10 protein-coding genes are annotated in these 13,239 nt (G+C 69.2%); 2 read left to right on the top strand and 8 right to left on the bottom strand.

Features of this window, described 5'->3' with window-relative positions:
- Positions 1–75: 75 nt before the first annotated feature.
- The 5 genes from ACXRVZ_RS07890 to ACXRVZ_RS07910 form a co-directional block, all read right to left on the bottom strand.
- Positions 76–507: a hypothetical protein gene (locus tag ACXRVZ_RS07890; protein WP_457425964.1), complete on the bottom strand. Its 432-nt coding sequence runs from the start codon at positions 505–507 to the stop codon at positions 76–78.
- The gene (locus tag ACXRVZ_RS07895) at positions 504–1,919 is read right to left on the bottom strand and encodes a C13 family peptidase (protein WP_457425966.1); all 1,416 of its coding nucleotides are present in this window, start codon (positions 1,917–1,919) and stop codon (positions 504–506) included. The genes ACXRVZ_RS07890 and ACXRVZ_RS07895 overlap by 4 nt, the downstream gene beginning before the upstream one ends.
- 86 nt (positions 1,920–2,005) lie before the next feature.
- Complete coding sequence (locus ACXRVZ_RS07900) at positions 2,006–2,242, bottom strand: DUF1653 domain-containing protein (protein ID WP_457425968.1); 237 nt, start codon at positions 2,240–2,242, stop codon at positions 2,006–2,008.
- Positions 2,243–2,258: 16 nt separating this feature from the next.
- A complete protein-coding gene (locus ACXRVZ_RS07905) occupies positions 2,259–5,105 on the bottom strand; it encodes a peroxidase family protein (protein ID WP_457425970.1) in 2,847 nt (948 codons plus the stop codon).
- A gap of 108 nt (positions 5,106–5,213) precedes the next feature.
- Positions 5,214–6,029, bottom strand: a complete 816-nt coding sequence (locus ACXRVZ_RS07910) for a hypothetical protein (protein ID WP_458232285.1) — start codon at positions 6,027–6,029, stop codon at positions 5,214–5,216.
- A 48-nt stretch (positions 6,030–6,077) separates the two neighbouring features.
- On the opposite strand from ACXRVZ_RS07910, the gene ACXRVZ_RS07915 reads away from it, so the two are divergent.
- Positions 6,078–7,115 (top strand): S66 peptidase family protein, encoded by a 1,038-nt coding sequence (locus tag ACXRVZ_RS07915; protein ID WP_457425974.1) that lies wholly within the window; start codon positions 6,078–6,080, stop codon positions 7,113–7,115.
- Positions 7,116–7,157: 42 nt separating this feature from the next.
- Here ACXRVZ_RS07915 and ACXRVZ_RS07920 read toward each other — a convergent pair whose 3' ends face one another.
- From ACXRVZ_RS07920 to ACXRVZ_RS07930, 3 genes are all read right to left on the bottom strand, one after another.
- Entirely contained in the window at positions 7,158–7,637 is a 480-nt protein-coding gene (locus ACXRVZ_RS07920; protein WP_457425976.1) for a hypothetical protein, read from the bottom strand.
- Positions 7,638–7,792: 155 nt separating this feature from the next.
- Positions 7,793–9,208 carry a D-alanyl-D-alanine carboxypeptidase/D-alanyl-D-alanine endopeptidase gene (gene dacB, locus ACXRVZ_RS07925; protein WP_457425978.1) on the bottom strand — a complete coding sequence of 472 codons (1,416 nt, stop codon included), beginning with the start codon at positions 9,206–9,208 and terminating at the stop codon, positions 7,793–7,795.
- A complete protein-coding gene (locus ACXRVZ_RS07930) occupies positions 9,208–10,107 on the bottom strand; it encodes an ornithine cyclodeaminase family protein (RefSeq protein ID WP_457425980.1) in 900 nt (299 codons plus the stop codon). Before ACXRVZ_RS07930 ends, dacB begins: the two co-directional genes overlap by 1 nt.
- Positions 10,108–10,324: 217 nt before the next feature.
- On the opposite strand from ACXRVZ_RS07930, the gene ACXRVZ_RS07935 reads away from it, so the two are divergent.
- Positions 10,325–13,144 carry a TonB-dependent receptor domain-containing protein gene (locus ACXRVZ_RS07935; protein WP_457425982.1) on the top strand — a complete coding sequence of 940 codons (2,820 nt, stop codon included), beginning with the start codon at positions 10,325–10,327 and terminating at the stop codon, positions 13,142–13,144.
- The last annotated feature ends 95 nt before the right edge of the window (positions 13,145–13,239 follow it).

The following is a 13,239-nucleotide window of genomic DNA, read 5'->3' on the forward strand; positions in this document are numbered from 1 at the left end:
GAACGTCGCATCCCGGCGGACACCTCTGCGGCATCTTCGATGGAATGGGCACCGGTGGGCTGAACTGCTCCGACCTCAGGCTGATGGATCAGCGGCGCCTGCGCGAGTTGGCCATCTCCTCATGACATGAACGGCGGCGGCACTGACCCACACTGGCCACAGCAACGGCAGGCCCCAGAATCCGTGCGCCGCCAACGAGCGCGCCATCTCCAACGGGACGGCCAGCCACGTCTTCGAGGCCGGGTAGGCGTCCAAAACGACGGGTGCCAGAAAGAGCTCGAAGGCAGTCCAGGGCACGACAACCCAGAGCACAACCAACGCCGGGTAGCCAACGATGCGCACCGCGGCGGACAGGACAAAGCGGCGACGCTGGTCGAGCACCGGCCTTCGAGCGGCGGCGAGCGCCATGGGCAGCAGCACTGGCAGCAGCGCCGCCTCGGCCCACAGCACGAAAGCCAGCGGCTCACGCCCGAACATCTCGATGAGGGTATCGATGACAGGGCTCATCGGTCTGATCGGCGTCCGCGCTGCTCCTCTTCCAGCCGCTCCAGCACGCTCCGGATGCCCGTGCCCTCGCTGATCTGCGGGTTGGAATAGCCGTCGCTCTTGCCCGCCTCCTGCTCGCGCACGTCGATGAGTTTGCGCGCGACCGTATGGGCCTCGGTGAACGACCAGGTCTTGCGCAGCGCGTCTTCGTACATGGCCCGACCGAAGAAGGTCAGCTCGGAGCGCTTGCCGCAGCCGTAGGAGGTGTGGTCGGCGTCGGCCGCTGTCATCACCAGCGTGCCGTCGCCCGACAGCGGCGCGATCCAGCTGCCGGAGTAGCAGGCCGAGACCGAGATCACGCGCCAGCGCACGCCGGCTTCGTCCAGCCAGCGCTTGAGCAGCTCGGGGGTCATCGGTTCGGTCTGCAGCGGCCAGGTGTTGCTGGCCAGCTTGCCGTCGGCGCCGCCGTGCGACGTGAGGTGCAGGAAGAGCACGTCGCGGTCGCGGTCCATCACCGAGGCCATGCGCTCGATGCTCTTGCGCAGGTTCAGCGGCGTGGCCCAGGGCAGCGTCGTGACCGTGGCGGGGTTGACCACCAGTTCTACCAGCCGGCCGTCCGCGCCGAAGCGCTCGCGCATCGTCTTGGCGACGACAGCGCTCTCGCGCATGAAGACGTCCTCGGAGGCGTAGGGCGCGTAGGTCAGCGCGTAGACGTTCACGCGTCCTGCCTGCGGCGGGCGCACGCTGCCAAGCGCCTGCGCGAGCAGTTCGGGCTGGCCGCTGACGATCTCGTCGGTCATGGGCAGCCCGGCATGGGCCGCGCGGTCGGGGTCCGCAGGCGGCTCTGACCACCAGAACACCGTCGGCGCAAACCAGCCACTCAGCACCAGCGGGATCGGCGTCAGCAACAGGATGGCACCGCGCGCCAGGCCCGTGCCGGCGAGGCGCCACAACAGGCGAATCTGAAAGAGGCCCGTCCACACCATGGGCAACAGCCAGCTGCCCCAATGCAGGCTGACGGGCCATTCATCCGTCGACCCCAGCAGCGCCCGTAACGCCACGGCACTGGCACCCTCGAACAGGCTCAGCACCAGGCCGGCGCTCCACAGCAGCGCGATCAGCGTCGCCACCGTGGGGCGCGGGGCGTCGTCGCCCGGGGCGGACCTCGCCACCACCCAGCACAGCCACCCGACGATGGCGACGTCGACCCAGCCGGTGAGAAAGCCCGTCCACATCAGCGTGGGCGAGCCTTCGGTCATCACCCGCTGGAACAGGAGGGCGATCAGATAGCTGGCCAGCACCAGCACCGCCACCGTCAGCGGCCGCGCCTCCAGGCGCTCCCAGCGCGGCGCACGGAAGGTGAGGACGCGAGCGCCTTCGCCGAGCCAGGCCAGCCCACCCCTTGCGGGTTCGTTCTCAAACTCCGGCGGCACGCGCGGCAGATCCGCGAAATCACTTGGCCCTTGCCCTTCCTCATCCATCCGCAAGCCCCTCCCTGCCGGGCATCCTAGCGACGTGCTCAGCCGATGCGCTCGAAGCGCGGCCGCACCACGCCGTCCACGGCCAGCGTGCCGGTGAACATCTCGTAAGGCCGCACCCACCAGCCGCTGTCGTTGTAGAGCGGCCGGTACACGACCTGAGCCTCCAGCGTCTCGCTGTGGCGGGCGACGGCCATGACCTCGTATTCGCCGCCTTTGTAGTGGCGGTAGCGGCCGGGGGCCAGGTGGGGCAATGCGGGCAGGTCGTGTTCGCTCATGCCCGCATTGGACACGCTAAGGCTGCTTGAACGCCGCGTCGCTCTCGGCGCCCTTGCGCGGCTGCCAACCCAGGCCGTAGTAGTCGCCGCGGTCGCGCGCCCAGGGGTCGAAGGCGTTGACGACGCCGGCCAGCTCCGGCGCCAACTCGGGCACCGTGCGCAGCAGCACGCGCTTGAAGGGCGACACCTCGACGCGATGGCCGTTGCTCTCGCGCGGCTCGAACTGCTTGGCCGTGGGGCCGTTGTTGTTGACCCAATCCACGCCCAGCTTGCCGTAGAACTCGGGCCGGAAGCTGCTGGTGAAGAAGCGGTCGCTGAACAGCCGCCGCGACGCGTTCAGGATGAAGACCTGGAACTGCGTCTCCGAGATCGCATAACCATGCGGTCGCGTGAACTCGGCCAGCCAGCCCACCACCGTGTCCACGTCCTCGATGTTGTCGACCAGGCTGCCGTCGGGCTTGCCCAGGCAGTCGTTGATGGGGCTGCCGTCGAGGTTCTTCTGCGCCGCCGTGATGAGCTTGCTGGCGTCGCATTTGTGCTGGCCGTAGATGCTGCGCAGGTCGGCGATGACCTTGCCCTGGCGGGCGCGTTCGGGCGAGTCGGCCGGCAGCCGCGCGTCGATGAAGTCGTCAAAGCTGGTCAGCTGGCGCAGGCCGTATTGGCGGCGGAACTCGTTGAAGCGCGGCACGCCGTGCTCGCGGTCGCGGATGAGGTCCAGCGCGGCGACGTCGATCTTGCCGGTGCTGCTCTGCAGGCGCGGCAGCGGCAGGTTCTGCAGGAAGGCCGGGCTGTTGCCCAGCGTCAGCAGGCCCAGGCGCTGGCGGCCCATGGACAGCGCCCAGTCGGCCGCGCCTTCGTTCGCCAGCCCGCCGGTGGCCTTGGCGCGGAAGGTCTCGATGACCGGCACCTTGGCGGCAATGCGGTTGGGGTCTGCGTCCCAGTGGCGCAGCTCGATGAGGTCGGGCACCAGCGAGTGCAGGCGGTAGACGCTGACGAACTCCTCGGGGAAGTTGAACGGCGAGCCGAAGTGGTTGACGCCGCCGTTCACATGCTCGGGGTTGGCCAGGTTCCAGATGTCGTCCTTGGTCGCGTCGTGGCGGGCGAACAGGCGGTCGCTCGTGTAGACCCGCGCGCCCAGGCCGAAGATGCCCGGCCCCGATGCCAGCGCCGAGTACCACTGGCCGGCCTTCTTCGCGTCGCTGCTCTTGCCGAAGTTCTGCACGACGACGGCCTCCAGCGCGTTCTCCACCCAATGCGTGCCGTCGAACAGGCCGCCCCAGTTGGCGTTCATGCCGAGGTTGAGCGGCTCGCCGTAGAGCAGCTGCGGCGTCCATTCGATGGTGTGGATCTTGGCGATCTCGGCCGCGACGACGAGGCGGGCCACCTCGAAGAGCACGTCGGCCGACACGTCGCGGTAGCGGATGACCGCAGCCGGCGCGGCCGGGTCGCGCAGGCCCGAGTCGTCGTCCGGCGCGGCGGCCGCGCGGCGGCGGAACTCGGCGACGAAGGCGTTGTGCTCGCGCGAAAACACCGTGTGATAGAAGCCCAGGCCGATGCTCCAGTTGTCCGGGAAGGCGGTTGCGCCCTGCCCCGCCCACTGCGGGTTGATGGGGTCGCCGGGGCCGAAGACGGGCAGCTGGCCCAGCGCCTCGCCGGCGCCACCGCGCGCACCGGGCAGCAGCAGCAGCCGCGCCGGATCGGCCGGGTCGCGCTTGACGCGCTGGCGCGAAACGCCGTCATGGCCGTAGATCTGCGAGGCGTCCCACCAGGCAGTCGTGTTGTTGGCATGCGTGCGGTAGGCGCGCGCCAGCGGCGTGCTGCCGTCGGCCGCCGTGTAGCGCGGCGGCGCATTGCCTTCGGCGACGAAGGCGCGGTCGATGCGGTCGCCCGGGCGGCAGCCCGACCTGGCGGCGTCGCCAGCGCAGCCCACGGGCATCCACTGCGGCTGGTTGGCCCCCTCCTCCAGGTGCGAGAACCAGTCGTGCGTCATGAACTGGATCCAGAACGCCGCCAGCACGTTGAAGAACGGCGCCTTCTGGTAGTCGCAATTCGCGTCCGTCGAACTGCCCGGCAGGCCCTGGCCGTCGCGGCACTTGGCCGGGTCGCTCTGCGCGCGGGTGAAGAGCTTGCGGCTGATGAGCTGCGGGTCGGGCTGCAGCAGCGAGAGGCGATCGCCGTGGCGGTTGCGGGCCAGGGTGTCGTCGCTGATGTCGGGGTAGGTCGCCTCGAACTGCACATTACGCGCGAACAGCGCGCCACTGGAACCCATCCGCGGGTTGAGGAGGTCGTTGCAGATGCCGCTCAGCTGCCGCCAGCGCATCAACTCACCCTGGCAGAGCTGCGGGCCGTCGCCGCCCACCGCCGCGTAGAAGGGCGAGCTCGCCGGCAGCCGCATCGAGGGCCAGGTTTTGATGGCCGGGCCGTCCACGCCGTCGCGACCGCGCACGTAGTCGGAGAAGGTCCCCGAGTTGTCGAACAGATTGAACTTGATCAACTCCATGCGCTGGTATTCCAGGTCCAGCAGCGCGCCGTCCACGCCGCGGCCGTTGGCGCCGAGATGACTCCCGACGCCGCTCGTGCCCGGCAGCAGTGAGCTGCTGTCGCCCGTGGCCCAGTAGTTGGACCAGTCGACAAACGGCGTGGGGCGGAAGGCCGCGGCCTTGTCGCCGCCCCGGCAGCGCGCCACCGCCTCTCCGACCTTGCCGTTGAAGCGCTCGCTGCGCTCGTCGGCCACCTTGCGAAAGCCGCCGGCCACCATGGCGGCACAGTTCTTCGTGTCCTCCAGGCTGGCGGTGGGCGTGGTGCTGATGCAACCGGTCAGCAGCAGCGCCAGTGTGAGCAGCGCGGTCAGGCAGAGCTTCATGTCCGTGTCCTTTGTGGTTCTGCGCGCAACATAGCGAGCCGGCCGGCTCAGCGTCAATCCTGAGTCGGCCGCAAAAGATTCACCTTGAGGACAAGCCGCTCAATCCGCTCAAGGCGGCAGCCGGCAGGCCCCGTCGGCCTTGGCGCCTTGCGACTGCCGACACAGCTCGCGCCACAGCCGCGTGACGAAGCGGTTCTCGCTGCGCGCGAACGCCGGCAACGCGCCGACATGCAGGCGGCGGCGCTCGACGACGGGGCCGAAGCGCTCGATCTGGCCCGCCAGCGCCGCGTCCTGGCGCAGGCGCTCGTCCAGGTAGTAGCTGTGCACCAGCAGCAGCGGTGTGCGGCCGGCCAGCAGCTTCTGCAACGCGCTCTCGTGGCTGGGTGCCGGCTCCACCGGCCAGCCGCGTTCCTGGGCCAGCGCCTCGGCACGGCTGCCGGCCGTCACGCCGACCCGGGCCTTGGCCGGCAGCACCTGCGCCTCCTTGGCAACCAGGCCGCGGCGCGTGTAGAGCGCGTAGTCGACATGGCCGAGGCTGAAATCGAACTCTCGCCTGGTGCCCACGGGTGACGGCAACACCAGCAGTGCCGCTAGCGGCCCGCCCTCGCCCACGCCGGCCACCAGGTCCACCTGGCCGGACTCGATCATGCCGCGCACGCGGCGCGCCGGCAGGCGCAGCAGCTCGGCCCGCTCCAGGCAGCCCATCTGGCGCAGCGAGGCCCGCACCCAGTCGACCAGCAGGCCGGGCGGGCGCTCGAAGTCGTCGCCCTGGCCGCGCAGAAAGGGCTCGGCCGGCGCGTCAGGAAAGGCGATGCGCAGGCGCTCGGGGCAGCCGTCCGCACGGGCATCGCCAGCAAAGGCGGCAGCCGCCATCCACGCCGCCATCAGGGCGACCACAATGCCGCGCAGGGTCGTCGAGTCCACGCGGCCCAGTATGCGTTGGCCCCTCATTTCTGACAGCTTGCAAACGATATGAACCCGTCCCGCCGTCAACTACTGCACTTCAGCGCCGCCGCCTCGGGCCTGCTGGCCGCCGCCGCGCCGGCCCGCGCTGAGGGCAACGCCCTGCTCGCGCGCCGGCTGCGGCCGGGCGACACGCTCGGCCTGGTCAGCCCGGCCAACGCCACCTTCGAGCGCGAGCCGCTGAAGATGGCCACGGAGGCCATCCAGGCGCTGGGCTTCAAGGTCAAGCCGGGCCAGCATGTCGCCGCACGGCGCGGGCCCTTTGCCGGGACGGACGCCCAGCGCGCCGCCGACGTGAACACCATGTTTGCGGACGACTCGGTCGCCGGCATCCTGGCGCTGACCGGCGGCTCCGGCTGCAACCGCATCGTCGACAAGCTGGACTACGAACTCATCCGCCGCAAGCCGAAGTTCTTCGGCGGCTTCAGCGATCTGACCTGCCTCGTCAACGCCATCCAGCGCCAGACAGGCCTGGTCGCCTTCCACAGCCCCGTGGCCGGCTCGGAGTGGAACGACTTCTCGGTGCAAAGCTTCAAGGCCGTGGCGATGAACGCCGAGGCCGCGCTGCTGCGCAACCCCGTCGTGTCGCCGGGTGACGACCTCGTGCAGCGCGAGGAGCGCATCTCGACGATCCGCCCGGGCCGCGCACGGGGCCGGCTCTTGGGCGGCAACCTGACGGTGCTGGCCTCCATGGCCGGCTCGCCCTACTTCCCCGATTGCCGGGGCGCGATCCTCTTCCTGGAAGACATCAACGAGTACATCTACCGCATCGACCGCTGCCTCTCCACGCTGCGCCTGACAGGCGCGTTAGGCCAGCTGGCCGGCGTCGTGCTGGGCCGCTTCACCAAATGCGAGCCAGGCGACGGCTACGGCAGCCTGACGCTGGACGAGGTCTTCGACGACTACTTCCTGCCGCTGAACGTGCCCGTCTTCCGCGGTGCGGCCATCGGGCATATCAAGCGCAAGCTGACGGTGCCGGTGGGGGCGATGGCCGAGATGGATGCGGAGGCGGGGACGATTCTGCTGCTGGGGGCGGCGGTCGCCTGAGGATGTAGTTGGCGTGGCGCGAGACGACTTGGCTTCGGCGGTCTAGCTGCTTTCACTGCGGCGGGCTGTGCTCTGCTTAGCCGAGATGACGGCCAGCATCGCTGCATACAAGGGAACAAGTACCACCGCAGAAAATTCCAAGAACAGAATGGCCACCAGCGTCTCGTCACGTACTCCGCATACACCGTCGAGCGCTGCCGCTTTTGAATGCATGGAAGCCAACAGCCGCATGAAAACGTGCCCGGCAAGGATAGGGCTCCATGCCACGGCTCGCCAGCCTCGGAATTGGCGTGCCGCCAGCGAAAACAGGACGAGGCTGTTCCATAGCCCCAACATCCAAAGCCAACTGCTCAGTGCCGTTATCGCCTGCCAAGCTCCCGGTGGCCCAGGCATGGGCGAGTCACAGTTCCAACGGAGCAACGCTGGACGCCACGCCTCTTGCGTGCCAAACGCGATGGCGAACAGCAGCGTGCTTATGGCCGCCATCGCAAAGGCGGCTAGGTACTTAGTCCTGATGTTCAAGCTGTGACGGTAAGCCCATTGATCGGAGCACCGAATTTTTTGAGACTGCGATTCTCATGGATCGGCGCCCGCCGCAGATCGGTTCTCCAGAGGCAGCAATCGCTGCAAAGCGGCTGGCTACCCCCGCCAGCGTCGATCAACTTAAAGGCACTAAATCACCGCTGCGCGGCGACCCACTCCACCAGCGCATCCAACACCGCCCGCCCCTTGGCCGCAGCCTCAGGGTGGTTGAGCAGCGCGACGAAGACCCAGGGCTTGCCGCTCGCATCCGGCACAAAGCCGGCCAGACCCACCGCATCGCGCAAGGTGCCCGTCTTGAGCCGCGCCTTGCCCGCCGCCGGGCCTTCCTTCAGGCGGCGTGACAGCGTGCCGTCCAGGCCCGCCACCGGCAGCGTGGCCAGCAGTTCGGGCGCCTGCGCGCCGGCCTGGCTCGCGCGCAGCAGGCCGGCGAGCTGGGCCGGGCTGATGCGCTCGCTGCGGGACAGGCCCGAGCCGTTGTCGAGCACCAGGCCCTTGTCGTTGAGGCCTTGCGCCGCAAACCATGCGCGCACGCTGCGCTCGGCGGCGGCCGGCGTGGGTTCGCCGCCCTGCGCGGCCTGGGCGCCAAGCTGCAGGTAAATGAGCCGCGTCAGCGCGTTGTCGCTGCTCTTCATGACGCCGCGCAGCACCTCGGCCAGCGGCCGGCCGCGGTGCGTGGCCAGCACGACGGCGCCGGGCGGTGCGGCAGCCTCCACATCGCCCGGGCCGATGCTGCCGCCCAGCTCGCGCCAGAGCTGGCGCACGGCGGTCGTCACCAGCCACTGACGGTCCACCAGCTGCAGCGGCGCGCGCTGGCGGCAGTTGGCCGGGAAGGCGCCTTGCAGCTTCAGCGCCCAGCCGTCACCTGCGGGTGTGACGATGGCGGGTTTCCAGACCTCGTCCCAGTCCTTGCAGAGGCGCGACGACAGCGTCATCGCACTCGTGTCCAGGCTCAACCCCGGCAGCGCGGGCAGGCTGCGCGCCGTCACGCCGGTGGGGGTGGCCTGCAGCTCGTAGTCCAGCAGGCTGCCGTTCAGGTGCAGCGCGTCGGGGATGACGTTGTAGCCAAACTCGGGTGCCTCGTCGAAGGGCGGCAGGCCGAGGTCGAAGCGCGTCGGGTTGAACAGCGTGCGGTCGACGACAAGGCCGCCACGGATGTCGCGCACGCCGCTCTCGCGCAGCTGGCGCAGCAGCCACCACAGCGCCGGCCAGTCGAGGTCGGGGTCGGCGCCGCCGCGCAGGATCAGCGGGCCCTGGATGACGCCATCGACAGGCGGCGTTGCGGCCAGCAACTCCGTGCGGCCGCGGTGGTTGATGCCGAGCTTGTCCAGCGCCACGATGGCCGTGACCAGCTTCATCGTCGAGCCCGGCGCCATCGCGTCGTCGGCGCGCCGGCTCAGCGCTGCGCGCGAGCCGTCCAGCGGTTGCAGCACGAAGCCCAGGCTGTCGGCCGGCAGACCGGCCTTGGCCAGCGCGGCCTCGACAGGGTCGGGCACGGAAGTCGTGGCGCAGCCGGCCAACAGCAGCGCCGCAGCCAGCAGCCAGGCACGCATCAGAAAACTCCCACGCGGTGGGCCACGAAGCGGGCCAGCGCCACGTCCTCCAGCCCGATGCCCACGCTCTTGTAGACGACGATGTCCTGCGGCCCGCGCGGGCGCGGCGTGACGAGCAGTTCGCCCAGCTCGGCCCAGCGGTCTGGCTTGCTGTTGACGAGGTCGCCCGCCTCCAGCTCGGCGGCCGTAAGCCACTCGACGGCAATCAGCGCCGCGCGGGCCAGCAGCGCATCGTCCAGCTCCCGTGCCGCGCGCGTGCTGGAACCGACCGCCGCGATGAAGGCGCCGGGCTTGACGAGGGCGCCGTCGAACAGCGGCGTGGGTGAGCGCGTGGCCGTCACGATCACGTCGGCCTGGGCGGCGGCGGTGGCCGCGTCCACGACCTGCGCGCCCAGCTCCGCCGCGAACGCCTCGGCCCCCGAGCGCGCACAGACGAGCACGCGCTCGAAGCGGCGCACGCGCTTCAGCGCCTGGGCATGCGCGCGGGCCTGGATGCCGGCGCCGAAGATCGCCAGCGTGCGCGCCTCGGGCAGTGCCAGCAGATCGGCCGCGACCGCGCTGGCCGCTGCCGTGCGCAGCCGCGTGAACTCGTTGGCCTCCAGCGTTGCCAGCGCCGCGCCGGTGGCGGCGGAGAACAGGCTGACGAGGAAGTTGTACTTGCCGTTGCGCGCCGAATAGACCTTGGTGCCGAGCACGGCGGGCAGGTCGCCGTCCGCTTCAAGGATGGCGCCCATCGCGCTGATGGCAAGCGTGCTGCCTTCCTGCGTGCTGGTCGCGCGGTGGCGGGCCAGCACCTGAGCCTGGCCACGGCCATGCTGGGCGAAGGCGGCGCGCAGCGCGGCCACGGCGCTGTCGGGGTCGAGCACGGCCGCGACTTCGGCTTCGGTGATCAGGCGCATCAAGGGTCTTTCGTCATCCTGCTAAAGGGGCAGCGCGCACTTTAGAAGGGCCGCGCCGCACTGGGCGTGTGCTTTAGGGGGTCACGCATTCCCGCAGGTTATGTGCTGCGCACAAGCATTCATTGAACGGCACGCAACACTCGGGGTGCTGCCCCCTGGGCGACCCCACGCGCGCCCGTCAACATGGCCGCAATCGAATCACAAAGGGGTCGTTGAGATGAAACTGAATCGTCTGGTGTCGCAGCTCGCGGTGGTTGGCCTCGCGGCGCATGCAGGGGTCGTGCTGGCGCAAACCCAGGGCGGGAAGCTGGAGCGCGTGGAGGTGACCGGGTCCAGCATCAAGCGCCTGGCCGGCGAAGGGGCGCTGCCGGTGCAGGTCATCACGGCCGACGAGCTCAGCAGCAAGGGCCTCGCGACGGCGGAGGACATGCTGCGCCAGCTGGGCATCAACGGTACCGGCGCCGATAGCGCCATCTCCAACAACAACGTGTTCGGCTCCGACACCGACCGCCTGACCGGCGGCTCGGCCAACGCCAACCTGCGCGGCTTTGGCCCGGGCAGCACGCTGGTGCTGCTGAACGGCCGGCGCGTCTCGGCCCAGGGCATGAGCGGCGGCGCGGTGGACCTGAACTCCATCCCGATGTCCGCTGTCGCGCGCATCGAGATCCTGAAGGACGGTGCCTCGGCCATCTACGGCACGGATGCCATCGGCGGCGTCATCAACTTCATCCTGAAGAAGGACCTGGTGGGCGTGAACCTCAAGGTCGACCTGGCGCAGCCGCTGGAGTCCAGCGCCGGCACCACGCGTCGCGCCAGCATCAGCGGCGGCTTCGGCACGCTGGACCAGGACCGCTTCAACCTGATGGCCAGCCTGTCGGTCGAGAAGAACGACGTGCTGCGCGGCCGCGACCGCGAATGGGCCAACGGCTTCCAGCCCGACCTGCGCCTGTCGCCCGACTCGTCCAGCCACCCGTTCGCCAACGTGCTGGGCAACTCCAGCACGGTGGCCAACACGGCGCTGGGCGGCACCACGGGCACGGCGGGTTCCCGGGTCGGCACGACCGATACGGTCAGGTACACCCGCATCAACCTGCTGGCGCTGACCGACGACTGCGGCGACATCGAGACCGGTGTGCGCTACCAGGCCCAGCTGTGGAACGCGACCGCACCGTCCACCAAGTATTTGTGCAACACCGACTACGGCCGCCAGTACATGCTGTCGCCCAAGAAGGAGGCCTACAACCTGGTCTCGCGCGGCAACCTGTTGCTCGGCGACAGCCATACCGCGTTCTTCGAGCTAACCGCCTCGCGCACCGCGGTCACGGCCGAGCTGACGCCCAGCCAGTTCAGCACGACGAATGCGGCCAACAATCACTACCCGGTCACCGGCCCCTACTACCTGAACCTGAAGACGGCCGGCGTCACCGATTTCGACCCGACCAAGCCCATCGCCTACCGCTGGCGCATGCAGGACTTCGGCTACCGCACGCTGGAGAACGTGGCCGACAACAAGCGCCTGCTCGTCGGCCTGGAAGGCCTGGTTGGCAAGTACGACTACAAGCTGGGCCTGTCCAGCGCCAAGGCCGAGGGCTGGACCAACCTGATCGACGGCTACGCCAACATGGGCCGCCTGAACGACGCGCTGCGCACCGGCAAGATCAACCCCTGGGTGAAGCCGGGCGAGAAGCAGACGGCCGACGCGATGGCGCTGATCGAGTCCGTCAAGGACCACGGCCGCCTGCAGGGCGGCAACACGACGCTGCAGCAGTTCGACGGCGCGCTGTCGGGCGAGCTGATGAAGCTGCCGGCCGGCTCGCTCGACTTCGCCGTCGGCTTCGACCTGCGCCGCGAGACCTTCGAATTCATGCCCGACACGGGCACCTTCTCCTGCAGCGACACGCTGTCCGACGCGCTGACGGCGGCCGACACCAGCAAGTCCAAGATCGTCTACAACTGCCCCGGCAACTCGGCCATTCCCGAGGTGTCGCGCAACATCAAGGCCGTCTACGCGGAGCTGGCCGTGCCGGTGTTCAAGGGGCTGGACCTGCAGATCGCCGTGCGCCACGACAAGTACAGCGACTTCGGCGGCACGACCAACCCCAAGATCGCCTTCCGCTACCAGCCCAACGACACGCTGCTGTTCCGCGGCTCGGTCAACACCGGCTTCAAGGCGCCGAGCTTCCAGCAGCTCAGCCTGAACACCGCGCCGCGACTGGACACCGCCGATTGGCCGGACCCGGTGCTCTGCCCGACCGACCCGACCCAGTGCACGCTGCGCGTGAACTACACCGACTCCGGCAACCCCGCGCTGACGCCGGAGAAGTCCAAGCAAGGCACGCTGGGCATCGTCGTTTCGCCCGCACGCGACCTGACGATGTACGTCGACTACTGGCGCGTGGACCTGGACGACCGCATCAAGAAGCTGACGCTGGCCGAGCTGAAGAACAACTACGGCCTGTTCACCGACCGCTTCCGTCGCGACGGCGCCGGCAAGGTGACGCTGGTGGAGGCCGGCTGGGTCAACGCCGCCGACAGCTCCACGCGCGGCCTGGACTGGGGTGCCAGCTTCGTGTCCAAGCTGGACACCGGCACGTGGAAGGCCAACATCAACGGCACCCACATGCTCAGCCACAAGGAGCGCACCATCGCCACGCAGCCGCTGCTGGAGCAGGTGGGCCAGTTCGGCACCCGCACGCTCTACCTGCGCAACAAGTTCAGCGCCGACCTGGGCTGGGCCAGCGGCGACTGGGCCACGACGATGAGCATGGTGTTCAAGTCCAGCTACATGGACGAGGACCAGACGCGCTTCGGCACACCGCGCCGCATGGTCAGCAAGTACACGACGTTCAACCTGTTCGCGTCCTATACCGGCATCAAGAACATGACGCTGACCGCCGGCCTGCGCAACCTGACCGACGAGACGCCGCCCTTCACGTATCACAACGTCGACAACGTCGTGGGCGCCGGCTGGGACCCACGCGTGGCCGACCCCTTCGGCCGCACGCTGGCCGTGTCGGCGAGCTACAGCTTCCGCTGAGTTCTCTTTCTCCCTGCCGGCCTCGCGTGATCGGGGCCGTTTCAGGCCTCGCTTCAGCGGGGCCTTTTTCTTGGGCTCTTTGCGCGTTGATTCGT

This window comes from Roseateles sp. P5_E8 (assembly GCF_054177665.1).